Source organism: Paenibacillus sp. A3, assembly GCF_001399685.1.
Classification (GTDB): Bacteria; Bacillota; Bacilli; order Paenibacillales; family NBRC-103111; genus Paenibacillus_G.
Genome location: NZ_JTHN01000129.1, coordinates 1 through 26592 on the forward strand (window position 1 = coordinate 1; position 26592 = coordinate 26592).

Here is a 26592-nt window from a genome sequence, read left to right on the forward strand (position 1 = left end):
TTTGAGTCTATTTTTGGCCTTGTCGTGTGCTAGTGTCCGATACGGGTGGAGTGCCCCGACGCGCGGCGCCCGCCATACCACCGAGCTGCGGCGTCTTGGGGCGGCCTATGTGTTTAACGCGGCGGAAGTCTCCGTCCGGGACCGAATTTTAGAAGTCACGGCAGGTCAAGGCGCCACGGCGGCCATCGATAGGATCGGAGGACCCGAAGGCGAAAAGCTGGCGCGCTGCGTGAAGACGGACGGAACGATCCTAAGCATCGGGCTGCTTTCAGGTATTCCGGCCGTGTGGCATGAAGCGGTTCGGGGAACGCAGATCCGTGTCAGGCCGTTTTATCTCCGGCAATGGGTGCGGAATTCTTCGCCGGAGGAATGGGAAGAGGCGTTTGAGCAAGTGTTGGGGCTTGTGCGGGAGAAAAAGCTGGCTTTGATGAAGATCGGAGCCAAATTTGAATTGACGGACGCGATAAGCGCGATCCATGCCGCGGAGTCGGGCATCCACGGGAAAGTTCTATTGTTGAGCCCATAAAGCGATCGAGCCGGATGCGCAGGAGATGAACGCGGAATGGAGAAAAAGTAAGGAAGAAGCTGATTCGCAAGGAGGCAGGCAAGGCAATGAACTCGATAGAGGATAAAACGAGAGAAATCGTGCGGGGCGTCTGCTCATTGGACTGTCCCGATCAGTGCGGCTTGCTGCTGCACAAAGAAGCGGGACGAATCGTGAAGGTTGAAGGAGATCCCGAGCATCCGATGACGCAGGGCGCCATCTGCAACAAAGTGCGCCATATGACCGAGCGCCTGTATGACCCGGCCCGTCTTCGCTATCCGCTGAAACGAACGGGGAAGAAGGGAGACGGCACGTTCGAGCGTATCTCGTGGGAGGAAGCGATCGAGACGATCGTCTCCAAGTGGAAGACGCTTATAGCGACGGAAGGGGCGGAAAGCATCCTGCCGTACAGCTTTTACGGGAATATGGGGAGAATCGGAGCGGAAGGCATGGACCGGCGCTTCTTCCACCGCTTGGGTGCCAGCCGGCTTGAGTACACGATATGCCAAGCCGCCGGAACGGAAGGGTACCGTTATACGATGGGCGGCGGCTACGGAACGTCTCCGGAGGATACGGTCCATGCCAAGCTGATTGTGATGTGGGGCATTAATGCGGTTAGCACCAACATGCATCAGATCGTGCTTGCGGAGAAGGCGCGCAAGAACGGCGCGCGTATTGTCGTGATCGACGTTCACCGCAACCGGACGGCCAAATGGGCGGACTGGTTCATTCCGATTCGACCGGGAACGGATGCCGCTCTTGCGCTTGGCTTAATGCATATTTTGTTCGCAGAGGGCATGACGGACGAAACGTTCTTACAAACGTATACGGTCGGACACGAAAAGCTCCGTGAGCATGTGAAATCGTATGACCCGGAATTCGTGTCCTCCGTTACGGGCGTACCTGTGGAAGACATTTACGAGCTTGCCCGGCTATACGGCCGTACGACTCCGTCCTTCATTCGGATCGGCAACGGAATTCAGCATCATGACAACGGAGGGATGTGCGTTCGAACGATCGCCTGCCTTCCGGCGCTGACAGGCCAATGGATGCACCGGGGCGGCGGTGCGATCAAGGGTAACGGCAGCTACTTGGATTTCAATAATTCGGCCCTCCAGCGTCCGCAATTGCGCAAGCAGCCGGCCCGCTTTATCAATATGAATCTGTTGGGAAGCGCGCTGCTGGAGCTCGATCCGCCAATCCGCTCGCTTTACGTCTACAATTCGAACCCTGCGGTTGTTACCCCGTTTGCCGGCAAAGTACGGCAGGGGCTGATGCGCGAAGATTTGTTCACGGTGGTTCACGACTTGTTTCTTACGGAGACCGCACGGTATGCCGATCTGGTGCTTCCGGCGACGTCTTCCTTCGAAAACCATGACATTTACCGTTCCTACTGGCATCATTATGTCCAGCTTCAACAGCCGGCCATTGAGCCTTACGGCGAAAGCAAGTCCAATCCGGACGTCTTCCGGCTGCTGGCCCAAGGTATGGGCTTCGAAGACGACGCTTTGCGCGATTCGGATGAGGATCTGATCCGGCAAGCGTTGAACAATCCGGCGAATCCGAATCTGGAAGGTATTACGTATGAGCGGCTTCAGGAGGAGCAGTACGTCAGAGCGAACGTCCGGCCGTTGTTTCCGGGCAGGCTGCCTACGCCGAGCGGAAAGATCGAGCTCTACTCGAAAGCGATGGAGCTGAAAGGCCTTCCGCCGCTGCCTACGTATACGCCGCTTCCGACGGACGAGGAGCTGCCGTTTCAATTTGTTCCGGCACCCAATCACAATTTCTTAAACTCGACGTTCTCGCACAATGCAAAGCATGTCCGGCTGGAAGGCGAGCCGAAGCTTTATATGCATACGGAAGACGCCGCGAGCTTGGGTATCCGGAACGGCGAACGTGTCCGGGTGTGGAACTCGCGCGGCTCGTGCGAGCTGATCGCATCGGTGGGCGAAGATGTCGTTCCCGGCACTGTTGTCAGTCAGGGCTTATGGGCGGATGCGGAAGGAAGCAGCCGTCTGGTGAATGCTCTGACCCCGGACCGGCTGGCGGATATGGGCGGCGGGGCCGTCTTTTTCTCGGGACGGGTACAGGTGGAGAAGCTGGAGAGCGCCAGCTAATCGAGAAATACAGATATCCCTGGAAGAAGCCATAGCGCTTCCTCCGGGGATATTTTTTTAATTCTAATAGACAATGATAATCATTATTAATTAAAATGGAAGCAGATGCTTTTGTAATTACCGGTTATAGTTGATAGTTTCGTAAATTGCGGGGGGAGTAGCAGAAGATGTCAGAGCCTGGATCGGTAAATCAGGACGAGATGGAATCCTTCGCGGTGGAGAGATCCTCGATACGCGAAGGATTTAAGCGCATAGAAGAATCCGGCAAATGCGAATATGTGCTTTCCGAAGGGACGGGCCAAGGCTATGCCAGATTAATCTCTTCCGTGAACAGGGTTCATATCACGGATTTCGAAATGACGTTTCACCGGAGGCTGGAAATCGAGTCGGTATCCAACGCCGCCTTTGTCGATCTGTTTTTTTGTTTGGGCGAGGGCGCTGAGTGGAATGTGCTGGGAAAGAAAGAGCGGTTTGGTTTTGGAACGGACGAGAGCTTTCTGCTGAGCAATGCCAAAGGCAAGGAACGATGCGAGATTGAACCTGGAAAAAAATACCGGTTTATGGGGGTCAAGCTTCATCCTGTGACGTTTCAGACGATCCTGAAAAACATTTTTAAAGAAGACGATTATGCCCGGAAGGGAAACCTCCGTGAGATTTTCGGGAAATATCCGATGACTCCGGCGGTCAAGGTCATTCTCCAGCAGATCCGGAACTGCCCGTACGAGAAATCGCTGAGAAACGTCTATATGGAAGGGAAGATTCTTGAGCTTATGGCTACCTATGTTGGGGAGGCTGTCTTGCAAAACGGGATAACGCATGGCTCCGCGAACCTTTCCAAGCAGGATATGATCAGCATCAGCAAAGCGAAGGAAATATTGGATCACAATATTGCCGCTTCCGTATCGTTGAACGAGCTGTCGAAGCTGGTGTGCTTGAACGAATACAAGCTGAAGAAGGGCTTTAAAGAAATGTTCGGACAATCGGTGCATGCGTACGTAATCGATCAACGGTTGGAGAAGGCCCGCCTCCTGTTTGAAGAAAAAGGGATATCGGTCAGTGATGCCGCATTTCAGGTCGGCTATGGAAATTTGAGCTTTTTTACGTTATCGTTCCGCAAGAAATTCGGGGTGAATCCGGGAGACTATTTGCGTCATGTCGTTAAATACAGCATGAACTGAATAGGGAGAACGGGACTGTCGGCGAATGCCGGCAGTTTTTTTAATTCTGGCGTTTAGTTTTTGAACGATAACCCATTTTCCTGCAAAGCCGTCCTAAGTTTGGGCAAAGATGCCGGTCCCATCCCGTGAAATTGCAAAATCTCTTTTTCGCTATATTGTGAGAGCTGCTGCAACGAAGTAATTCCATGGTGTTCCAATGCCCGTCTCGCCGGTGCCGAGAGTAGCGAAAGAAATCCGTTGTCGGGTTTGCGTTCTTGCTCACAGAACGGACAGGAAGGACAATCGCTGCTTTTATAGTATTGGTGGCCATTGCTGCAAGTTCTTAAAGTTTTTTTTGAAGCTGCCATTCTGCATCTCTCCTTATTCCTAAGGATTATTGCTTATAATTATAGAACGAATGTTCGTGAATATCAAATATAAAAAATCCGGTTTCTGTTGATTTTCCTCCGAAAAGTGTTAGCCGTGCCCGCAAGATTTCTGCTAACTTTGCTAAGAGAGAATGATTCTCAATTAGCTTATCGTACAATCGGGAGGAGACTACAAAGTATGCAAGAGTCAACTGTTCAAAAACTAGGTGCGGCGGAGCATCGTTGGAGCATTAAGGACGTCGTCACTTGCGTTATTTTTAACATCGTCATTATGGTCGTCATGACGGCTGTTTCCATGAGTGCTTCGATGTTTTTCACACCGGCGTTTGCCCATCTCGCAGGCCCGGGCATCATGGCTCTGCTATGCGGCCCTCTTTATATGGTGATGGCAGGGAAAATCTCCAAACGCGGGGTGTTGATAGGGACTTCGGTCATTTCCGTCCTGCTGTTTCTGGCGATGGGGCTCATCAATATGCTTTTTTTGCTCGGTTTCGGGATCATCGCCGAGCTTGTCATGGCCGGCAGGAACAGCTATCGCAATTGGAAGCGCAATGCCGCCGGGTACAGCATCTTTTTTGCAGGCTTTGCGCTGTGCGCCGTGATTCCACTGTTCTTGTTCAAGCAGAAAATGATCGAGATTTATTCGGCGAGCTATTCGCAGGAAGCGATGGATACGATGTTTTATTACTACGAAACTCCCAGCATGATAGCTGTGATGGTCACGCTCGCCATAGCAGGTTCGGTGCTTGGCTGCTATTTCGGAAATAAATTCCTGAACCGGCATGTCAAGAAAGCGAAGCTGGTCTAGCGGCAGGAGGGTCGAACTTGAGCATCAAGGTAAGGCTGGACCCGCGTACGCATTTGCTTATTTTGCCGTTAATGAGCCTATTGACCCTGGTTGCGGGCTCTTCCGCTCAAACCATGGCGATCATTCTGCTCGGTATGCTCTATTTGCTGGCTCTCGGGCTGCCGAAAAAGGCTTTGCAATACGGGCTCCTGTTTGTTTGCTGCAAAGTTGCCATCTTTGCTCTAAGCGGCATCGTGTTCGGAACTTTCGTTATTGTTTTTTATACGTTAAGTCGGATGATCCCTTTGATGATGATCGCTTCCGCGCTTCTGGCATCTTCGCCAAGCGCTATCATGTGCGCCTTTGAACGGATGCGCATGCCGAAAAACCTGATTATTACCATTTGCATTCTCACCCGGTTTTTTCCGGTCATTATGCAGGAGATGGCCGCGATTCGCAGCGGCATGCGCGCCCGGGGCATTTTCAAACGCTGGTACAGCGTGCTGCAAAAGCCTGCACTGGCTTACGAATGCTTTTTGATGCCGCTGGTTGTGCGCTGCCTGAAGCTGTCCTCCGAGCTGGCCGCGTCGGCCGTGCTTCGCGGCATCGAGTGTACCGTGGTCCGAAGCAGCGTGCATCCGATAGGACTTCGGGCGGCAGACGGGATCGCGATGCTGTTGTTTGTCGTACTGGCAACTGGAATCTACGTGATGGTGCAGTAGGAGGACAAGATGATTGAGTTGACAGCCGCTGGCTTTACCTATGAAAGCGAGTTTGAGGACCACGATGAGACGGAGGGCGTATCCGACCTTCATCTGTCGGTTGGAGCCGGGGAATGCGTCGTGCTTTGCGGCCGCTCCGGCTGCGGAAAAAGCACCGTTCTGCGCATGATCAACGGTCTTGCTCCCCAATTTTATCCGGGGAAGCTGACAGGCACGGTGCGGGTGTCGGGCAAACCCATCGCCTCCTTTCTCCCGGAGGAAAAGACAAGGCTCACGGGTTCGGTATTTCAGGACCCGCGCAGCCAGTTCTTTATGTCGCTTGCGGGCGACGAGCTCGCTTTCTCGGGAGAAAATTTGGGGATTGCGCCTGCCGAAATCCTCCATGGCGTCCAAGCTGCAGCGGATCGCATGGGAATAGCGCATTTGCTGGATCGTCCCTTGGATCAGCTCTCAAGCGGGCAAAAGCAGAAGGTCGCCATTGCCGCGGCTACGATGCTGTCTCCGAAGCTGCTGATCCTGGATGAGCCGAGCGCCAATCTGGACGAGAAAGCGACTTCCGAGCTGGTGGAGACCCTATTGCAGCTGAAGCGGTCCGGAACGACGCTGATCTTGAGCGAGCATCGGCTGCACGCTTTCTTGGAGGTGGCGGACCGTTATGTGCTGCTGGATCAAGGAACCGTCGCTCGAACGTGGAAGAAGGACGAATTTGCGGCACTTCGTTACGAGGACGTGAAGCCATACGGGCTGCGCCATCCGGATATGGAGATGGCCGGGATCAACCTGCCTTCGGACGGGTTACCCGCCGTCGCCGCTTCTACGCAGGGCTGGGAGGGACGATCGTTGACTTATGCTTATCGTTCGTCGTCACATGCTCTTAAAGGGATCGATATTGACCTGAAGCCGGGCAGCGTGACCGCGCTGACGGGGGAGAACGGAGTTGGCAAAACGACGTTGTGCAAAGTGCTCTGCGGCCTCCTGCGGCAGCAGGGCGGAGAGGTGTATTACGCCGGGAAAAAACGTTCGGCAGCCGGGAGACGCAGCTTGAGCTACTTGGTGATGCAGGATGCGGACTACCAGCTCTATGCCGACAGCGTGGGCAATGAACTGGTGTTGGGCAGGCGTCTGGACGATGCGCTTCGCTTAAGGGCTTATGAAGCGATGGACGCATTCGGCCTGAGAGCGCTTCGGGACCGGCATCCCGCGTCCCTGTCCGGCGGAGAGAAGCAGCGGGTCACCATCGCCGCGGCTTACTGCTCGGACGCGGAGCTGATCGTGCTGGACGAGCCGACCAGCGGGCTCGACGGCGACGGTGTCCTGAATGTGGCCGCATGGTCCAGGAAGCTTGCACATGCAGGCAAAACCGTTGTCATCATCACGCATGATCGCATTCTGACGAGGCTGGCCTGCGATCATGTGCTGGAATTGAAAAACGAACCCGAAGGAATGAGAAGGATTGAACCGTAAACCGAAAAAAGGCATTCCAAGGCTGTTGGAGCTTGCGGGCGAGAAAAAGTCCCTGCTCCTATGGTCGGGAATCATGTCTACCGCAAGCGTATTTTTGATGCTGGTTCCGTACGTCTCGGTCTATTTCGTGACGGCCGAGCTTCTAAGACATGCTTCGGACATATCGTCTGTAGATGCCGCCTATCTCACACGATGGGCCGTCTGGGGTGCAGCGGGGATGGCGCTCGGTTATGTCTTTATGTATATCGGCGGGATGTGCTCGCACGTTGCCGCATTCCGCATCCTGCACGGCATCCGGGTCAAGCTGTCGGGTCATATCGGGGCGCTGCCTCTCGGCTACTTTAATAAACACGCAACGGGGAAAATCAAGAAAGTGGTCGAGCACGATGTGGAAAAAATCGAGCTTTTTATCGCGCATCAATTGCCCGATCTCATTAATACCGCCGTCATGATCGCGGCCATCATGGTCACGATGTTTTCGCTCAATGTCTGGTATGCCTTGGCTTGCGTCATTCCGATCCTGATCGGCTTTGCCTGCCAATACTCCATGATGGCGGGCCAAAAAGCGCAAGCGGGGCTGAAGGAATATTTCGACGCGCTGGAAAATATTAATGCTTCCTCTATCCAGTATGTGCGGGGCATGCCTTCCATTAAAATTTTCGGACAGACGGTCCGCTCGTTCCGGAAGTTTTATGACGACATGCTCCGTTACCGCGATTTCAGCGTCAAATATACCGACAGCTTTCAAAATGGCTATGTCTCCTTTAAAGTCATGATGTTATCGCTGGCCACGTTTGTCCTGCCTGTCGGACTGTTCTTCATTGGCGGAGATCCCGATCATATGGCCTTTGCCGTCACGCTAATGTTTTTTCTCGTGCTCGCGCCGGGCATTTCTACTCCGATGTTCAAGCTCGGCAGCTTTGCGTCGACTTTGACCGTCATCGTCGAAGGGGTCAGCCGCATCGACCAAATCTTCCAGGAAAAGGCCGTCGAGGACCCGGAATCCGGGCAAAAGCCTTCCTCGTATGACATCGGGTTCCGCGAGGTGTCTTTTTCTTACGGCGTCGAGGGCGGCACAGAGGTGCTGAAAAGCATTTCGTTTACCGCACCGCAAGGAAAAATCACGGCGCTGGTCGGTCCCTCCGGCTCCGGCAAATCGACCATTGCCCAATTAATCCCCCGGTTTTGGGATGTGCAGAAGGGCGGCGTCACCATCGGCGGTACGGATATTCGGGATATGAGATCGACCGAGCTGATGGAGTGCCTGTCCTTTGTGTTCCAGGATACGTTCCTGTTTTCGGACACCCTTTACAATAATATTTTGGCGGGCAGACCGACGGCGACCAAAGAGGAAGTGTACGCAGCGGCAAGAGCGGCCCAGTGTCACGAGTTTATCGAACGGTTGCCCAAGGGCTACGACACGCTGATCGGTGAGGGCGGGGTATACCTTTCGGGCGGCGAAGAACAGCGGGTATCCGTCGCAAGAGCGATATTGAAAAATTCGCCTATCCTGATACTGGATGAGGCTACGGCTTACGCCGATCCGGAAAACGAATATCACATGCAGCTGGCGCTGCGCGAGCTCGTCAAGGGCAAAACGGTGCTGATCATTGCCCATCGTCTGACAACGATCTGCGAGGCGGACCAGATCATTGTGCTGAAGGAAGGACAAATCGACGATACGGGCACCCACGACGAGCTTCTTGCCCGCGGCGGCTTATACAAAAGAATGTGGGACGCCCATACCGCTTCCGCCTATTGGGAAATGGATCTTCGACAGGAAGAGGAGGTGCTGGAGCGATGATGAACGACCTTCGCCATATTACGGCTGGCCACCCCGGGAAAATGCTGAAGCCGATCCTTTGGACGGTGTTCGCCAATCTGGTCAATCTGTTTCCGTTCGGGTGCGTGGCCGCGGCGGTGAGCATGATTTACGCCTATTATTCCAAGGAGCAGCCTGCTTTGGATGTCCAGAGCTTGTGGTTTGCCTGGGGAGGTATGGTTCTGTTCCTTGTCGTGTTGTTTGTCGGCGAGCTGATGGCATACCGGTCCACTTACCGCGGGGCGTACGAGTCGTCTGCCGAAGGCAGGGCCCAGATGGCCGAGCATTTGCGCAAGCTCCCGCTCGGTTTCCTCTTAAGCAAAGATTCCGGCGAGCTGGGGCATACGATAATGAACGATTTTGCCCAGACGGAAAATGCCGCGACGCACAGCTTGCCCCAAGTTGTCAGCGGCGCCATAATTCCCGTTCTGGCGTTTGCGGGGCTGCTTTTTGTGGACTGGCGGCTGGCTGCGGCCATGCTTGCGGGATTTCCGGTATCGATGTTGATTCTGTGGGGAGTTTCCCGTCTGGAACGCAAGCTCGGCAAGAGCCATTCGCAAGCGAAAATCGATCAGGCCAATCGTTTGCAGGAATACCTGCTCGGCATGAAAATCATCAAGGCCTACAACCTGCGCGGCGAAAACTTCCAAAGACTGGAGCAGGCTTTTTCCCGGTATCGGAAAGAAAGCATCAAGCTGGAAGGGGGGCTCGGTCCCTTTTTCCTGGTCGCGATTGCGTTTATGGAAGCAGGTTTGTCCTTGATGACGATGGCAGGCGTTTATCTTATCTTGGGCGGCGCAATCACGGTGCCTTTGTTCGCGACGTTTTTGCTGGTGGGCACCCGCGTGTTCGATCCGCTGTCGGCTGCGATTATGCGCCTGCCTGCGTTTAAATACGACGTCATGGCAGGGGAGCGTATCGTAAATCTGCTGGAGCAGCCTGTCATGGCGGGGGAGAAGGAGCCGCCGGAGGATCATGACATCCGGCTCGAGAACGTATCCTTCGGTTATGGCGAAAGATTGGTTCTGGATAACGTTTCCATGGAAATGAGGAAAGGGACGCTTACGGCCATCGTCGGCCCTTCGGGAAGCGGGAAGAGCACGCTGCTGCGCCTTATTGCACGGTTTTACGACCCGCAGCAAGGGAAAGTATTGTTTGGCGGCAGCGACGAACGCGAGATGGACCCGGAAAAGCTCATGAAAAAAATGTCCATGGTGTTTCAGGATGTGTACTTGTTCCAGGACACGATCCGCAACAATATCCGCTACGGACGGGAGGACGCCACCCAGGAGGAGATTGAGGCGGCGGCCAAGGAGGCCTGCTGCCACGAGTTCATCATGAAGCTGCCGCTCGGGTATGACACGATGGTCGGCGAGGGCGGATCCACCTTGTCGGGAGGCGAGAAGCAGCGCATTTCCATTGCGCGCGCAATGCTCAAGAATGCGCCGGTCATTTTGCTTGACGAGGCCACTTCCTCGCTCGACCCGGAAAATGAGCTGGACATGCAGAAGGCGATCGGCCGCCTGATTAAGGGGCGTACGGTAATTCTGATCGCCCACCGGCTGAAAACTGTTGTTAAAGCAGACCGCATCATTGTGCTGGACAAAGGCAGAGTCGTGGAACAGGGGCGGCATGAGGAACTGCTGGAAAACGGCGGTCTTTACGCCAAGCTGTGGGAGCTGCAGAACAAAACAAGCGGCTGGAGGATTACAGCATAAGCATTGCGATATCTAAAGTCTGTCCCAAGATAGGGGCAGGCTTCTTTTGTATGCTTCGGGTTGCCTTTACAAATTCCTTAGAAATATTTAGGCGAAAATGGTTGACATCGATTGGGAAATCAAATATATTCTGGGGGCTAGGATCTTCGGCTTTGAAGTTTATAGCGTTTTTATTTTGGTTGAAAATATAAACGTTTTAATTTTCAGAGTTGAGGATGACTTCGAATGAAAGCGCATAATATCGAGGGAGGAGGACAGAGAACGGCAGTCCATAGCCGGATGAAGACCGAAGAGGACATGCAAGGCCATGCAGTAAGCTGTATTCCAACTTCATGTAAGAAAGGATGCCTTCACAATGAACAACCATGCAAGAAGAATCGGAAACCGCATGCTTTCGCTCTTATTGACTCTTGTCCTGTTAACGCTCCAATTTGCAGGTGCTGTATCCGCTGACGATTCGCCGGTTTCAACTACCTTGGCAGAATGGAAATATAGCGCGAATCCGGCCGATCAGAGCGTGTTCGCTGCAACTTACGGCATCTACAAGGGCAGCTCCGCCCTTCAGGCCGTTCCTGCCAGGGCTACGGAAACGTTCGGTTGGGACGATAGCCTCCAAGCGATCCGCTATCAAGGCTGGCACGAAGAGACGGGGAAGGAAAAATATTGGCTCGCAACGGTCTCGACGAAGGACTTCCAGCAGATCACCCTATCTTCCGAGCAGCAAGGCAGGGGCTCGACCGGCCCGCGCGACTTTCGGGTGCAATTCAGCACGGACGGGCAGCAGTGGACCAATCTTACGGGTGACGGCACAGGCTTGCCCGATCTCATGATGAATAAGGACACAGCAACGCGGTTAACCAATGTGCCTCTGCCGGGCGTCGCCAGCGATCGGGAGCGCCTGTACATACGCTGGCTTGTCGTTTCAAATGTGAGCACAAGCGGAGCGGCCATCGGTGAATCGGGCTCCAGTCAGCTCATCAGCCTCACCGTCAAGGGGATACGCAAGGGCTCATCCTCCGATGTGACTCCACCGACTGTGCCCGCGGGACTTAGCGGGCAAGCGATATCCGACGCATCGATCCGGCTGACATGGACGGCCTCTACGGACAATGTCGGAGTCGCAGGCTACAACATTTACCGCGAGGGCGTAAAAGTCGGGACGGCGGCAGCCGCATCCTACGAAGACGCCGGACTTGCGGCGGCGAAGACCTACACGTACCATGTGACGGCCTACGATTGGGCGGGCAATGAATCGGATGCGAGCAGCCAGATCGCAGTTTCGACACTTGCGGCGGCATCCCGCCAAAAGGTTGCGGAATGGACCTTCGCGGGCGCCGGGTCCGGGGGCGTGTGGCCGGCCACGGACGGCGCCTACAAGTCGGCGTCGACGTTCCGCAATATCGGCGGCGTATTCGAGGCCTACGACAGCGACAAACAAGCGATAAGCTATCAAGGCTGGGACAACGGCAGCGGCAGTAAATATTGGCTGGCGACCGTCTCGACGAAAGGGTTCGAGCAGATTGCACTGTCCTCGCAGCAAAACTCCTCGGGCTCGGGCCCGCGCGATTTCAAGGTGCAAATCAGCACGGATAAGCGGACATGGACGGACGTGCCGAATACGGACCTGACGATGGTCACCTCCAGCTTCAATTGCGCAAACCAGTCGTGCAAGCTGATCGACGCGCCTCTTCCGGCGGAAGCCGACAATCGGGATATCCTGTATATCCGCTGGATTGTCCGTTCGGATACGAATACGAAAGGCTCCTCGGGCATCGGCGGCTCCGGCTCCAGCCGGATCAAGGATATCCGGGTATCGGGCAAACGGATCGACGGTGCGCCGATTGTCATCCCGACGATCGATACGGCGGAGCTGCCCAAGGACGGCGCCGTTCAAGTGTCGGCGACGGCCCCGGTGTCCGTGACCTTCAATAAGCCGATCGCGCTGAATTCCGGATATGAAGCGGCCATTGTCGACGATCACAACCGGACGCTTGCTCCGGTAACGCTCGATATTGTCAATCAAGTCACGCTGCACATTCAGCATCCGTCTTTTACGTACGGTAAGACTTATACGGTGAAGCTTCCGAAGGAGCTCATTCGAGGCAAGGACGACCAAGTCCCGCTCGCTAGGGATATCCTCTGGAGCTTTACGGTGCAGGATTCGCCGTACATGCCGAAGCTGATCAATATGACATTTAACGGCGATCCCGGAACAAGTCAAGCGTTTGCCTGGTACACCGATGTGAAGACGGGTACGGTCGTTCAAGTGGCCGAGGCCGACAAGGTGAGGGACGGCGTATTTCCAGAAAGCGAAGCCGTTGCTTATGCAGGCAGCGCGGAGGAAATCGAGACCTACATGAAGAAGGCCGACCGGGAAACCGGCCAGAAGACGAAATTTACGAGCCATAAAGCGGTCGCAGACCGTTTGAAGCCGGGAACCGCCTACAAGTTTCGCGTAGGCAACGGCGAGCCGGACGGCTGGAGCGCCATCGGGTCGTTCAAGACGGATCCGGGCAAACAGGCGGGCTACCGTTTTATTGCCGGATCGGACTCGCAATCCTCCAGCAAATCGGGGTTCGAACCGTGGGGCGATACGTTCAGAAAAGCGATCGATCATATCGGCGATCCCAAATTTCTGATCAACGCCGGGGACCTGGTGGATAACGGAGATTTGGAGGAGCAATGGCAGTGGATGCTGGGAGCGGCGCAGAACGAGCTGCTGAACGTGCCTTTCGTCCCCGTGCTTGGCGGGCACGAGGTTCAGGACTGGGACGGAGACGAAACGACGCCGAACAACAACTTCTACAATCACTTCAACCTGCCGAAGCAGGAGGTGGAAGGTACTCACGAAGGGTCGGTCTACTCGTTCGAATACGGCGATGCGCTGTATCTGGTATTCAACTCCCAGTTTGTCGGCGGACTGGCGGAGAACGGAGTCGACGTGGAATGGGCCGATAAACAGTTTTGGGATCAAGTCGCGTGGATGAAGAACACGGTGGCGAAGAGCGATAAGAAATGGAAATTCGTCGCCTTCCACAAAGGCCCTTATTCGGCGGGAGACAACGCGGGCGAGTGGGAGGACGAACGGGTTCAATTTTACCGAAAGTATCTGATTCCCGCCTTCGACGAGATGGGCATCGACATGGTGTTCGAAGCGCACGATCACATGTATATGAGATCGTTCCAGATGTACAACGATAAAATCATTCCCGCAAACGAGCTGACGTTTGACCAGGAAGGCAATGCCGTGAATCCGAAGGGCACGGTTTATCTGATGTCCAATGCGTTCGGCAATAAATTTTACGAAAAGTATGTCGATAAGAACGGCGTTCCTTATGACGATTTTTTTGCAGCCATCGATACCCAGCCGTTCAAAAAAATGTTTACCGATGTCTCCGTCTCGGATGAGGTGCTCAAGTTTACGGCCTATACGGCGGCAGTCGAAGACGAGAAGCCCGGGGATAACGGGGTGCGGGCTTACGACCGGTACGGCATTCGGAGAACGGACGGCAAGCCTGCGAAGGTGGAGGACGCCAAAGTTCAAGTGACCGGCAATCAAGCCGTCCTCACGTGGAAGGCTCCTGCCGCCAGCGCCGAGCCGGTAAGAGGCTTCCGGATCTATGAGAAGAACGACAAGGTCAAGACGCATTGGAGCGTCTATGTTCCGGCAGGCCCGCAAGCGGAGTACACGTATACGGTTGAAGGCATCAACCCTGCAAAAAAATACGATTTCGTCGTGAAAGCGGTCGGTGCGAGAATCAATTCGGATGCGGTTGAAGTCAGCACGCAGGATGGACCGGTCGATTCCGATCCGCCTTCGGCGCCGACGAACTTGACCGGAACCGCGGTTTCCGCTTTTCAAATTCAGCTGAACTGGAAGGCGTCCGCAGGAAAAACGGATGCGGCAGGCTACAACATCTACCGTGACGGAGTCAAAGTCGGAACGACGACAGCAACCTCCTACAGCGATACGGGGTTAAAGCCCGCTACAAGCTACAGCTACGAAGTGAAGGCGTTCAATGCGGAAACGATCGAGTCGCTGCCAAGCAACCGGGTCGAAGTCGCGACCAAGCCTGCGCCATCCGGAGACGGCCCGTTCAAGGCGTACCCGCAGCATACCGCGTATGCGGGCGATTCGATCAAGCCGAATCACGTGACGCAAGCCGAAATGGACGCAACGGTGACCCGGCTTTACAAGGAATGGAAGGCAAAATATTTGAAGCGGAATCCCTACGACCCGACGCAGTACTACGTATGGTATGCGGATGGGGATTGGTTTAAAGACGGGGAAATTACCGTATCGGAGGCCCACGGGTACGGCATGCTGATCACCGCGCTGATGGCGGGGCATGATCCGGAGGCGAAGACTTATTTTGACGGCATGTACCGTTATTTCAGGGCGCACCCGAGCGCAATTAACCCGCAGCTGATGGCATGGCAGCAGGCGGACAACGGCAGCGCCATCGTCGATATCAACGGCACGGATTCCGCTACGGACGGGGATATGGATATTGCGTACGCGCTGCTGCTGGCGGACCGGCAGTGGGGAAGCGCGGGCGAAATCAACTATTTGGAGCAGGCGCGCAAGGTGATCGACGCGATCATGGAAAGCGAAGTCAACCATACGGAATGGACCTTGAAGCTCGCCGACTGGGCGAAGGACGAGGACCCGATGTACGGAAAAGCTTCCCGTCCTTCCGATTTCATGCTCCAGCATTTGAAGGATTTCCGGATCGTATCCGGCGATAGCCGCTGGGACAAAGTGATCGACCAAACGTACCGCATGATCCGGAGCGTTCACGAGAAGTATAGTCCGAACTCCGGGCTGTTGCCTGATTTCGTATTCAAGGATACGGACGGCCAATTCAAGCCGGTAAGCGAGAAGAAATGGGACACCGAGAGTGGATATTTTCTGGAAGACGAGCATGACGGAGACTATAATTACAACGCTTCCCGGGTACCGTGGCGTCTTGGCACCGATTTCCTCTTGACCGGAGAGAGGCGGGCGAAAGAACAGCTCGGCCGGTTGAACAGCTGGATTCGCGCGAAAACCGGCGGCAAACCGGAGGGCATCAAGGCCGGCTATAAGCTGGACGGATCGGCGGCGTTAGGCGATGATGCGGATCTTTCGTTCTCCGCACCGTTTATGGTCAGCGCCATGACCGATTCGTCCAACCAGCAGTGGCTGAACGAACTATGGGATTACAATGCGGCCATACCGACGGAAGACGCGCTTTATTTCGGCAACAACCTCCGGCTGCTGAGCATGCTGGTCGTTTCCGGCAACTGGTGGACGCCGGCCATCGTCGACACCGAAGCGCCGACGGAACCGACCATCGAGCGGGCAGAAGCGGTATCCGGCTCCGCGATCGATCTAAAGTGGACGGGGGCTACCGATAACTTCGGGATTGCGGGCTACAAAATTTACCGCAACAATACCGAAATCCAGACGACCACGAAGACCGAATACCGGGATACCGGACTTTCGTCGAATACGACCTACCGTTATTTTGTGATGGTTTTCGATGCGGCGGGCAATTATTCGAAAATAAGCAATGTGAGAGTGGTGTCCACCTTAAGCGACTCCGACTCCGATTCGGATTCGAGCGGGTCCGGCGGTTCAGGCGGGGGAAGCGGCGGCGGTTCGGCTTCGTCCGACGGGAAGCTGTCGATCCCGGCAGGCGGCTCGGGCACCACAAGTTTGGGGAACGCGATAACCGTCACGGTTCCGGCGGGAGCGGCCGACCAGGCGTTGACGCTGACCGTGGAGAAAGTGGCGGACCCGTCGAAGCTTCTTACGCAGCAAGAGACGACGCTCAGTCCGGTGTTTGAACTGACGAAAAATATCGCCGGCTCGTTCAAAAAGCCGATCACGTTGACGATCGCCTTCGATCCGTCGCTGCTGCGGAGTAACCAGACCGCTGCCGTGTTCGCTTACGACGGTAAGAAGAAGCAATGGACGAATATCGGGGGAACGGTCGATGGTTCCACGATCAAGGTGAACGTGGACGATGCGGGCATCTACGCGGTGTTCGCCGTCGATAAGAAAACCGTGGAAACGCCGGCGGAGCCGAAACCGGTATCGTTCACCGATACGACAGGGCATTGGGCGGAAGGCATCATCCGGCAAGCAGTGACAAGCGGTATCGTTGCGGGATACCCGGACGGTTCCTTTAAACCGGATCATGTCGTCACCCGGGCCGAATTTGCCGTCATGCTGACTGGGACGATGAAGCTTGCGAAGGAGGGCGCCGCCCTTACGTTCGCCGACCGTTCCGAGATCGACGCCAGGGCGGAGAAAGCCGTAGCGCAGGCTGTCCAAGCGGGGATTGTTCAAGGCTACGAGGACGGCACGTTCCGTCCGAATACGCAGATCACCCGGGCCGAGATGGCCGTCATGATCGCCAATTCGCAGGGAGCTGCACGTCAAGCGGCCGGTTCGACCGGTTTTTCGGACGACGCCGACATCCCGGGATGGGCCAAAGCTGCCGTAGAGGCCATTCAAAAGCTTGGCCTGGTCGAAGGCCGGGAAGGCAACCGCTTCGCTCCGGGCGCCAACGCCACGAGAGCCGAAGCAGTCACGGTGCTGCTGAAGCTGAAGCAATCCGGGAAGTAATTTTGCACCTAGGGTATAACATTCTATAAAAAAGAGGGGCCTCCGACGAGGCCCCACGACTGTTGCGAAAGTGGTTTTGACAAGAACAGAGATACATACGGAGATGGGGTATCTGCTGGAGGAGCGGTAGCGTTCGCCTTTGTCTGCGGGAAATTTCCGCTGTTCAACAGCTTCAAATCAAAATTTCCTGCGGACAACAGTGACCAGAAGTAGATACCCCATCCTCTCGTAACCTCCGTTACCTCAATTAACCACTTTCTCGGCAGCCTTTTTAATCCTCCCGGCAGAGGAGGGAGCTATCATGGGAAGCCGCAGCAACAGGGATATCGAAGGATACCGACGTCCCGAATCCGTACTTGCTTTTGATCTCCATGCCGTATTGTTCCCCGTAGCTTAATTTCAGTCGAATGTTGGTATTAAATAGACCGATGTGCCCCGTCGATTCGCTTCCTTCGCTGAGCTGCCTCCGGATCTCCGCGAGACGGTCTTTTTCGATCCCCATGCCGTTGTCGGTAACGGAAATCCGCAAACGGTCCCCATGCAGCATGATTTTGATTTGGATGACAATCTTCGCTTTGGTTGCCTTGATTCCATGATAAATGCTGTTTTCTACGAGAGGCTGCAGGAGCAGTTTAACCATTCTAAAGTGTTGAATCTCCCCGTGATTCCCTTTCCATATGACCTCAAATTTGTCCTTGTGACGGAACTTCTGAATTCGGATATAGCTTTGCGTATGGTCGATTTCTTCTTGCAGCGTGACGGTCTGCACGGGGCTGCTCAGCGAATAATCCAATATATGGGACAAATTCTCGATCATCTCGGTTCCTTGGTTCGGTTTGGCCGTGAGCTTGAATACTTCCCAATAAATTGCATTTAACGTATTGTACAGAAAATGCGGATTGATTTGCGACTGAAGGGCCAGCAATTTCGCAGCCTGGAGACGGTATTTTTGCTCCGAAAGCTGCATCTTCAAATAATTTTGTTCGATAAACGTCGTTAAAATATTGTGAAGAATATAGCCGTACTCGTCCTTAATGGTGACCGGGAGCGGGGGCAGCGGCTTGCCTCGGACGGCCGAGTCGATAATCGCCATCATGCTTGACAGGCGGTTATAGTTCAGCGAGGTAAAGTAGTAAGCCAGCAGCATGCTGACGACGAGGGAGACCAGAAGAAGAATCAGGGTTGCGGCGCTTAATCGAGTAGGCACGCGGAACAGCGATTTTTTCGGCACGATGGAAAAGTATTCCCAGCCGTAACGGTTGGAATTGACTTGGTTGACGATAAAAGAATCGCTATGCGACTGGAGAGCAAGCAGACCTTCTTTTTCATGGTCCGCCTGCGCCTGCGCGAATGGCATCTGCTTCAAGTCGTCCGGCAAACTGCTGCTAAAAAGAAGCTGTCCCTTTTCGTTGAATACGAGCACGCATTGATCTGAGGGGACCGCAAGCGAACGAAGGATGTCCTCGATATAGTCCCTCGATAAATTCAGCGCGATTATACCGTCCCTAGTATGCAGCTTCCGGTAAACCGTGACAATCCGCTTCGCGTCCTTTTCAAAGCCATACTGCTTTATATTTCGCGGCTCCGTCCAGATTTCCGCCTTCCCGTCATGATTCCTGTAGCCGTCGTACCAGCCGGTATCCCAATAGCTGTTCAGATTCGCCACTCCGACATTGGACGATACGAACAAGCCATGATCATTCCGATAGTAGGCATAAATGGAGTGGATATACGGCCTGGCATTGGCGGGAGCGTTCAAGAACGCTTGAAGCATCTCACCGGGAACAATATCCTCGTATTTCGGCAATTGATTTTCCAACAGGTTGCCTAAGACATTGTTGATTTTCGAATGGTTGTCGAGCGTCAAGATGAGGGAGTCCATCTCGTTTAACATGAGCTCCAAATGTTCTTTGGTCTGATTCAATTGGCGGATATGGCTGCTGCTGATTTCATTTTTGATGTAGCTTTGCAGCACGGCGATGGATAGGGAACCGAGCAAGATCATCGGCACCATGATCGGAAGGAGGAAAACGGCAAGGTTTTTGAGAAAAAAACGTTTTTTCATCGCCGGTTCCATTTACGGCTTCCGATTCCGGTAAAGTCTCGGTGTCGTTCCGAAATATTTCTTAAACGTCCGGGCAAAGTTGCGGGAGTTGCTGTAGCCTACCAGCGAGCCGACCTCATAGGTGCGGTAGCGGACATCCTGCAGAAGCTCCTTGGCTTTCTGCATTTTTACCGTAAGAAGATAATCGGAAAAGCTGCAACCCGTATTCTTTTTGAAAAACTGGCTCAAGTAATTGGCATTCATATGGACAAGCCTGGCTGCTTCTTCAAGAGAAGCATGCGGGAAGTTATCTTCGACAAAGCGTTTGACGATGGAAATAATTTTGCCGTTATAGCTTTGTTCCGGCTCTTCATCGGGCTGATCGGGCGGAGCTGCCGCTGCCGTACGCCAGGCTTGTTCGTCCAATTCCGCTTTGAGTGACGAGAAAGCGCTTACCAAATCCTTGTACTTGGGAGGCTTCACGATGTATTCCTTCACCCCCAGCGACAGAGCTTGCTTCGCATATTCAAACTCCCGGTAGCCGCTGAAAAAGACGATCATCACGGGATGCTTCCGGTCCTTGATCTCCCGGGCAAAGTCAATGCCGGACAGCACGGGCATATGGATGTCGCACAGTACGACGTCCGCCTTGCGCTCGCTGAGAAAGTCCAATGCTTGTCTGCCGTTCTCCAACTGCCCGACGATTTCGAATCCGATGTCCTCCCAGGGAAAATAGTTGCTTATGGAGTTTCTTGTTTCGCTTTCGTCATCCACAATGAGCAATTTGTACATCGGCTTCCCCTGCCTTTGAAATTGGATTACATTTAAATATAATCTAAACATTGTAAAATAGAAATAGCCAATGGAAGCTGCGAGACGGATCTGCAAAACGGACTGTAAATCTGAATAAATGACTGTTTTTACTCGCACCCGTCCGAATACTGCCGAATGGAAGAGACTTTTTCTCATGTACGGTGTCTTTTGGACCGGTTGCGAGGGATGCTACAATCGGGATTGTAAGTGCTTACAAAACGAAACGGAGAAGAGAGGAGGTAAGCTGTTGAACAACAGGATGGTTGGCAAAGCAAGCGTCGTCTGCTCGATGGTCGTTCTTGCTGCGCTCGCCGCCGGATGCGGCGATGCCGGCGGTACATCGACTCCGGCTTCCGCAAGCGGCGCTGACGCTTCGGCATCAAAACCGGTAACGTTAAGATTCATGTGGTGGGGCTCCGAGATCAGACACAAAGCGACGTTGGCGGCGATCGATCGGTACCGGCAAAAACATCCGCATGTCACGATCGAGGCGGAATACCAAGGTTACGAGGGATATCTCGATAAGATCAAAACGCAAATCGCCGCCAAACAAGCCCCGGATATTATGCAGCTGGATCAGACGTGGCTGGAAGAGCTTACGAGCAAGTCCGAGCCTTTGGCCGATATCAGCCGGTTGACAGAGATCGATACGTCTTCTTTTGACGAAAAGCTTCTTCAAGACTTCTCCTTGTCCTCGACTAAAAAAACGGTAGGGCTGCCTATGGGAACGAACGGGTATGTGCTTATTTACAACAAGACGATAACCGATAAGCTGGGAATCGACACAAGCGGAGCTTGGGATTGGGACCGGGTGCTCGCTACGGCCAAAAAAATCCGCGACAACAATCCGAAAGGCACCTTTACCTACTGCGTCGACAAAAGCTATCCGCCCATGCTGTTCGATATCGTGCATACGGAGCGCACCGGCGCAAGGCTGAAAAGCGGCGACTTGACCATGCCCTGGACGAAGGAGGAGCTGGTTGAAAGTTATGCCTTGATGAAAAAGCTGGCGGATAACCATGTGCTGCCTTCCGCCGAAGAATGCTATGCTCCGAGCCAGGACCCGAACCCGAAATGGGTGAACGGGGATGCGCCTTTCATCATTGAATTTACGAGCCAGATCGCGAAATTGAAAGGACAACTATCCAATTCGGCCATCGGCATCGTGGCTTTGCCCCAGTTGAAGAACGGCAAGGATCCCGGCACCTTATTAAAGCCTTCCATGGTGCTGTCGATTAACGCAAACTCCAAGAACACCGGGGAAGCCGCTAAATTCGTCAATTGGTTCTTGAACGACAAGGAAGCCGCCGTCATGCTTGGCGATGTCAGATCGGTTCCCGCCTCTTCAGCAGCCAAAGATTATGCGATACAGGCCGGAAAAATCGATAAGGACGTAGGCGCAGCGGTGGATATCGTGCTCAAACATCAATCGAAGGCGATTACGGGGCTTCTGAACAATTCGCAAATCGGAGCCGTACAGGATGAAGTGATCCAGAAATTGCTGTACAACAAGTCCACACCCGAGCAAGCGGCGAACGATTATTTGAAGCGAGTCGGCGACAAGCTGAACGAATTGAAGGCGCAGAAGAAATGATAAACAAGTGCGGGTGAAAGCATGGCATCGATAACAAAGAACGGATGGAAAAGGAAGGGGAGCTATACCGGATTCCTCTATATTTTGCCTTGGCTGGTCGGTTTTATTGTTTTCCAGTTGTATCCTTTTCTGTACTCGTTCATCCTGTCCTTTACGGACGCGGGGCTGGTCGGATCTTATCATTGGGTAGGATTGAAGAACTACAGCCAGCTTTTTCGGGATGCGGATTTTTATAAATCGTTCTCGGTCACCTTCGCTTATGTGTTTGTTGCCGTCCCCGTCAAACTCATTTTTGCGCTGCTGGTGGCTATGATGCTGAGTGCGAAGATCAGATTCATCAACTTTTATCGAACTGTTTACTATCTTCCGTCGATCCTGGGCGGCAGCGTGGCGGTTTCCGTTTTGTGGCGGGTGTTGTTTTTGCGGGACGGCATGATCAACGCGTTCTTGGGGAAGCTGCATTTGCCGCCGGTCGATTGGCTCGGAAGTCCGGACGTCGCGCTATATACCGTAAGTATGCTGGCCGTGTGGCAGTTCGGATCGTCCATGGTCATTTTTCTCGCCGGAATCAAGCAAATCCCGCAGGATTTGTACGAGGCGGCTACGGTCGACGGCGCTTCGAAGGTCAGGAAATTTATGATGATTACCATACCGATGCTGACGCCATTGATCTTTTTTAATCTGGTCATGCAGACGGTCGGGGCGTTCCAGGATTTTACCGGGGCGTTCGTCATTACCGGCGGCGGACCGTTGAAGTCCACCTATTTATACGCGCTGAAGCTTTACGAGGAGGCGTTTCGATTCTATAACATCGGGTATGCAAGCGCGCTGTCGTGGGTATTGTTTGTGGTGCTCATGATCTTGACCGCGCTGATCTTCCAATCGTCGAGAACCTGGATCCATTACGAGGATGGAGGCGATAAGTAATGGCGGCACCTGCGCACAAGACAACATGGCTGCAACTGCTTTATTACATCTTCCTGACGGGCTTGGGCTTCGTGATGGTGTATCCGCTCGTTTGGCTGCTGTTCGCCTCTTTTAAATCAAATTCGGAAATCTTCGGCAGTATTCATTTGCTGCCTAAAGAATATGTCTGGGATTCGTTCCGCAAGGGCTGGGAAGGCAGCGGGCAGTATACGTTCGGCACTTTTTTTCTCAACACGTTCATCTTGGTTATACCGACCGTCGTTTTTACGGTTGCCTCCAGTCTGCTCGTGGCGTACGGGTTTGCCAGATTCACGTTTCCGCTGAAAAAATTGTTTTTCGCTTTAATGATCTCGACGCTCTTCCTGCCGGCGGCGGTCACCGTCATTCCGAGATTTATGCTCTTCGGCCAGTTTGGCTGGTTGAACAGCTATTACCCGTTTATCGTGCCGGCTTTGTGCGGCGGCGGTCCGTTTTTTATTTTTCTGCTTATTCAGTTCCTTAGAGGGCTGCCGAAGGAGCTCGACGAGTCGGCGAAAATGGACGGCGGCCATTCGTTCACCATTCTGATCCGAATATTGCTTCCTCTCTCCAAGGCGGCGCTTTTCTCGGCGGGCATTTTCCAGTTTATTTGGACATGGAACGATTTTTTCGGCCAGCTCATTTATATCAACAGCATAAAAAAATTCACCATATCGCTGGCCTTGCGGATGTCTCTCGATGTCGCGGCTTCCGTGGAATGGAACCGGGTTCTGGCCATGTCTTTGGCGGCGATGATTCCCAGTGTGCTGCTGTATTTCTTCGCGCAAAAATATTTTGTCGAAGGCATTGCGACGACCGGATTGAAGGGATAGTTAACGGGGAGGTAACGTATGAAAAACAAAAGAATGGTTAGCCTTGTTCTCATATTGGCGTTAATAGCAACGATGCTGCCGACCGCCATGGTGTTTGGGGAAAGCACGCCGGATATCGCAGGAGCACGCGTGGATACGGAAGCGCCCACAGCTCCGACGGGCCTCAGAGCCGGGGAATTTACCGATACGGCCGTCGTTCTGAACTGGCTTGCCTCCAAAGATAACGAAGGCGTAATGCAGTATGAGATCAGCTATGGGACGAAGACAATACTGACCGAGAACACGAATGTGACGATTCCGGATTTGCTGCCGGATACCCCCTATGCGTTTCAGGTCAAAGCCAGAGATGCGGCCGGCAACCTGTCGGCGGCGGCTTCGTTAAACCTGGCGACCAAGCGCAGCCAGAACGATCATGCCAAGTCGGATTGGCAGGAATTGCAGAGTCTCGCTCCTTCCCGCATGACAGGCGTTTATACCAAATTGCCCGGCGGTTTTAAAGGGTATGCGGACGGTCCGCTGCTGGGAAATGGCGATATCGGCACCGTGTCGGGCGGTACGGCCGATTCGCAGACGATTTATATCGATAAAAACGATTTTTGGATGAAAAGCAGCAAATTGACGGTCGGCGGAGTGACGATAACCAATCAAGCGCACGACACGAGTTCCGCCCCGTCCTACCGTTATGAGCAGGACCTGCTGAATGCGGAGGTAAGAGCGGACGTGACATTGAAAAACGTCCAGCTCAAAATGAAAACGTGGGTCGATGCGAACAGCAACTTGGTAATAACCGAGCTTCGAACGCAAGCTGCGACGCCTGTTCCGTTAACGGTTGACGTATGGGTGCCGGAAGCGGCCGACAAGCCATTTAAGTCGGGAACGGATACCGCCCGCGGCGTGTTGTGGGCGGCTCGCGAAAGCTCCTCGAGCCAAGCGCCGAAGGAGTGGATGTCCAGAGCGGTATTGGCCACGCGACTGCTCGGAGCGCCGCTTACGGACTTCCGTTCGTCCGGTGGCAGAGCGCAAGCCGATTTTATTTTGCAGCCGAATACGACCGTAACGCTTGTGACGCAAGTTAGCGGCGGGGGCGGGGAAAACCCGGACGTCCCCGAAGCGGCGAGCTATTTGAAATTAGCTCAAGCCAGGGTCATGGGAATGACATCGGCAACAATTGCCGCGCAGCATGAAGCGCACCTGGCATGGTGGAAAAACTTCTGGCTCAAGTCGTATGTGATTACGAATGACGAGTGGTTCGACAAATATTATTTCGGAGCTTTGTATGCGCTGGCAGCGAGCAACCGGACGGGCAAAGCAGCCCCGGGCATTTTTGGCAGCTGGATTACGAACGATTCGCCGGGGTGGGGGGCCCGATATTTTTTGAACTATAACTTCGAGAACCCGTACTGGGGCGTGTTTTCCAGCAATCGGCCCGAGCTGGCGGACGCCTATTTCGATCAGGTGCTGGGCTATATGCCATACGGCATCAACCGCACGCATGAGGCGGGATACCGCGGCTTCTCGACAACCCGGTCGTTAGCGAGGCCGTACGGCCCGGCGACGGTCGGATGGGACCCGTCCCGTATTCCGGTAAGTCCGGTCGCTCCTGCGAAAACCAGATCCAAACTGAACGATCAATTGATGCTGGGAGCGTATTTGGCTACAAACTTCATCAACCATTATACTTACACGAAAGATAAGGAGTTTTTGCGAAACAAGGCTTATCCGTACCTCCTCTCGCTTGCCGATTTCTGGGAAGATTACTTGGTGATGGAGAACGGCAAATATGTCATCAAGGACAGCGCGCCGCGTGAGGCGAACGAGCACGACGACAACTCCATTCTGGACATCGCCATGGTCAAATTTTTGATGAAGGGGCTCATTACGGCAAGCCGGGATTTGGATGTCGATGCCGCCCGGCGCGCCAAATGGCAGGATATTATCGACAAATTAGCCGATTATCCTACGTTTGTATACTCCGTAACCGGAAAAGAAGTGTTCAAAGAGTCCGAGTCCTATATCGACGGCAAGACCGGCAAACGGATTGTAAACCCGGGACGGCCGTTTATCGGGGGGACGAATGTGAAGGGACCTTGGCATGCCGTGATGACGGGCTTGTTCTGGCCGAGCGATGAGATTAATTTGAGCACGACTTCGCGTTTGAAGCAGATCGCGCTGAATACGATTGAGGCGTACGGTTCCTGGGAACAGACGAACTCGTTCGCCATGCAATTTCCGGCGGCTGTGCGGATCGGCTACGATGTGGACGAAGTGTTAACCAATTTCAAAAAAATTATCAGTTCCAGCAAAAGCAGTTCCTTGCTGATGCGCAACAACCTGACGGTGTACCAAAAAGGCGGCGGCATCGAGACATCCGGCAGCGTGGAAACCATTAACGCCTTAATGCTGCAAAGCTATTTCGACGAGAGCAGAGGAAAAGACGTGATTCATCTGTTCCCCATGCTGCCGAAAAATAAATATCCGGAGGCTCATTTCAGACAGCTCCGGGCCAGAGGAGCGTTCGTGGTATCGAGCGGTCTGCATGGAGGAGCTATCGCCGACGTGCGACTGACCAGCGAAAAAGGAGGTCCCGTTCATATTGTGAATCCATTCGTCGCCGGTCAAGTGCAGGTGGTGAAAATAGACGGTACGAGCGAGACGCCCGTTAAGGTTGATCAGGCTCAGGGGCTGATTACGTTCCAAACCGAGGCAGGTGCGACTTACAAGCTACGTGCGAATTAAAGGAATGAGCAAGCCCCCTTCGTGGGGGCTTGAGCTTGTTGAGAAACCCGCTTCGCGTAGAAATTCTCCGCATACGCGGTGGGGTATATCCCTCCAGCCGCTCATGAAACCCGTGAACTTGATTAGAATTTGCGGTATTTTCACGGGTTTCAAAGGCGGACGTAAACTCTTACGGGATATACCCCACCTCTATTTGTTTGAGATTTTCTCCATTCTGGGTTTCTCAACACTTTGGAGCCCCCTTCGAGGGGGCTTTTTTAGTAAGTAAAGTTTTTTCTATACAAAGTAATG

General features: G+C 53.8%; 16 protein-coding genes. 13 read left to right on the forward strand and 3 right to left on the reverse strand.

The window, feature by feature from the left end:
- From QJ48_RS19850 to QJ48_RS38845, 3 genes are all read left to right on the forward strand, one after another.
- A partial coding sequence (locus QJ48_RS19850; protein ID WP_157261696.1) for a zinc-binding dehydrogenase occupies positions 1 to 526 on the forward strand: 526 nt, incomplete at its 5' end.
- Between the two features lie 86 nt (positions 527 to 612).
- Positions 613 to 2661 carry a molybdopterin-dependent oxidoreductase gene (locus tag QJ48_RS19855; RefSeq protein ID WP_054975256.1) on the forward strand — a complete coding sequence of 683 codons (2049 nt, stop codon included), beginning with the start codon at positions 613 to 615 and terminating at the stop codon, positions 2659 to 2661.
- A gap of 167 nt (positions 2662 to 2828) precedes the next feature.
- The gene (locus tag QJ48_RS38845) at positions 2829 to 3839 is read left to right on the forward strand and encodes an AraC family transcriptional regulator (protein ID WP_054975257.1); all 1011 of its coding nucleotides are present in this window, start codon (positions 2829 to 2831) and stop codon (positions 3837 to 3839) included.
- 53 nt (positions 3840 to 3892) lie between these two features.
- Here the strand turns inward: QJ48_RS38845 and QJ48_RS36070 are convergent, their stop codons facing one another.
- Positions 3893 to 4186 (reverse strand): RNA polymerase alpha subunit C-terminal domain-containing protein, encoded by a 294-nt coding sequence (locus QJ48_RS36070; RefSeq protein ID WP_082420595.1) that lies wholly within the window; start codon positions 4184 to 4186, stop codon positions 3893 to 3895.
- Between the two features lie 199 nt (positions 4187 to 4385).
- Here QJ48_RS36070 and QJ48_RS19865 point away from each other — a divergent pair, with 199 nt between their 5' ends.
- From QJ48_RS19865 to QJ48_RS19890, 6 genes are all read left to right on the forward strand, one after another.
- Entirely contained in the window at positions 4386 to 5015 is a 630-nt protein-coding gene (locus QJ48_RS19865; RefSeq protein ID WP_054975258.1) for an MptD family putative ECF transporter S component, read from the forward strand.
- A gap of 17 nt (positions 5016 to 5032) precedes the next feature.
- Positions 5033 to 5716 (forward strand): energy-coupling factor transporter transmembrane protein EcfT, encoded by a 684-nt coding sequence (locus QJ48_RS19870; RefSeq protein ID WP_082420596.1) that lies wholly within the window; start codon positions 5033 to 5035, stop codon positions 5714 to 5716.
- 9 nt (positions 5717 to 5725) lie between these two features.
- Positions 5726 to 7180, forward strand: a complete 1455-nt coding sequence (locus tag QJ48_RS19875) for an ABC transporter ATP-binding protein (RefSeq protein WP_054975259.1) — start codon at positions 5726 to 5728, stop codon at positions 7178 to 7180.
- On the forward strand, positions 7170 to 8984 hold the full coding sequence (locus QJ48_RS19880) for an ABC transporter ATP-binding protein (RefSeq protein WP_054975260.1): 1815 nt from the start codon (positions 7170 to 7172) through the stop codon (positions 8982 to 8984). Before QJ48_RS19875 ends, QJ48_RS19880 begins: the two co-directional genes overlap by 11 nt.
- Positions 8984 to 10720, forward strand: a complete 1737-nt coding sequence (locus tag QJ48_RS19885) for an ABC transporter ATP-binding protein (protein WP_054975269.1) — start codon at positions 8984 to 8986, stop codon at positions 10718 to 10720. Before QJ48_RS19880 ends, QJ48_RS19885 begins: the two co-directional genes overlap by 1 nt.
- Before the next feature lie 355 nt (positions 10721 to 11075).
- Positions 11076 to 17336, forward strand: a complete 6261-nt coding sequence (locus tag QJ48_RS19890; RefSeq protein ID WP_054975261.1) for a glycosyl hydrolase family 8 — start codon at positions 11076 to 11078, stop codon at positions 17334 to 17336.
- A gap of 271 nt (positions 17337 to 17607) precedes the next feature.
- Here QJ48_RS19890 and QJ48_RS19895 read toward each other — a convergent pair whose 3' ends face one another.
- Positions 17608 to 19401: a sensor histidine kinase gene (locus QJ48_RS19895; RefSeq protein WP_063858126.1), complete on the reverse strand. Its 1794-nt coding sequence runs from the start codon at positions 19399 to 19401 to the stop codon at positions 17608 to 17610.
- A gap of 12 nt (positions 19402 to 19413) precedes the next feature.
- Positions 19414 to 20172 (reverse strand): response regulator, encoded by a 759-nt coding sequence (locus QJ48_RS19900; protein ID WP_054975263.1) that lies wholly within the window; start codon positions 20170 to 20172, stop codon positions 19414 to 19416.
- A 268-nt stretch (positions 20173 to 20440) separates the two neighbouring features.
- On the opposite strand from QJ48_RS19900, the gene QJ48_RS19905 reads away from it, so the two are divergent.
- From QJ48_RS19905 to QJ48_RS19920, 4 genes are read left to right on the forward strand one after another with little or no spacing between them, the layout of a single operon-like run.
- The gene (locus tag QJ48_RS19905) at positions 20441 to 21787 is read left to right on the forward strand and encodes an ABC transporter substrate-binding protein (protein ID WP_054975264.1); all 1347 of its coding nucleotides are present in this window, start codon (positions 20441 to 20443) and stop codon (positions 21785 to 21787) included.
- Between the two features lie 21 nt (positions 21788 to 21808).
- Positions 21809 to 22714, forward strand: coding sequence for a carbohydrate ABC transporter permease (locus QJ48_RS19910; RefSeq protein WP_054975265.1), 906 nt, complete (start codon positions 21809 to 21811; stop codon positions 22712 to 22714).
- Complete coding sequence (locus QJ48_RS19915) at positions 22714 to 23565, forward strand: carbohydrate ABC transporter permease (RefSeq protein ID WP_054975266.1); 852 nt, start codon at positions 22714 to 22716, stop codon at positions 23563 to 23565. The genes QJ48_RS19910 and QJ48_RS19915 overlap by 1 nt, the downstream gene beginning before the upstream one ends.
- An 18-nt stretch (positions 23566 to 23583) precedes the next feature.
- Complete coding sequence (locus QJ48_RS19920; RefSeq protein WP_054975267.1) at positions 23584 to 26301, forward strand: fibronectin type III domain-containing protein; 2718 nt, start codon at positions 23584 to 23586, stop codon at positions 26299 to 26301.
- Positions 26302 to 26592 lie beyond the last annotated feature (291 nt).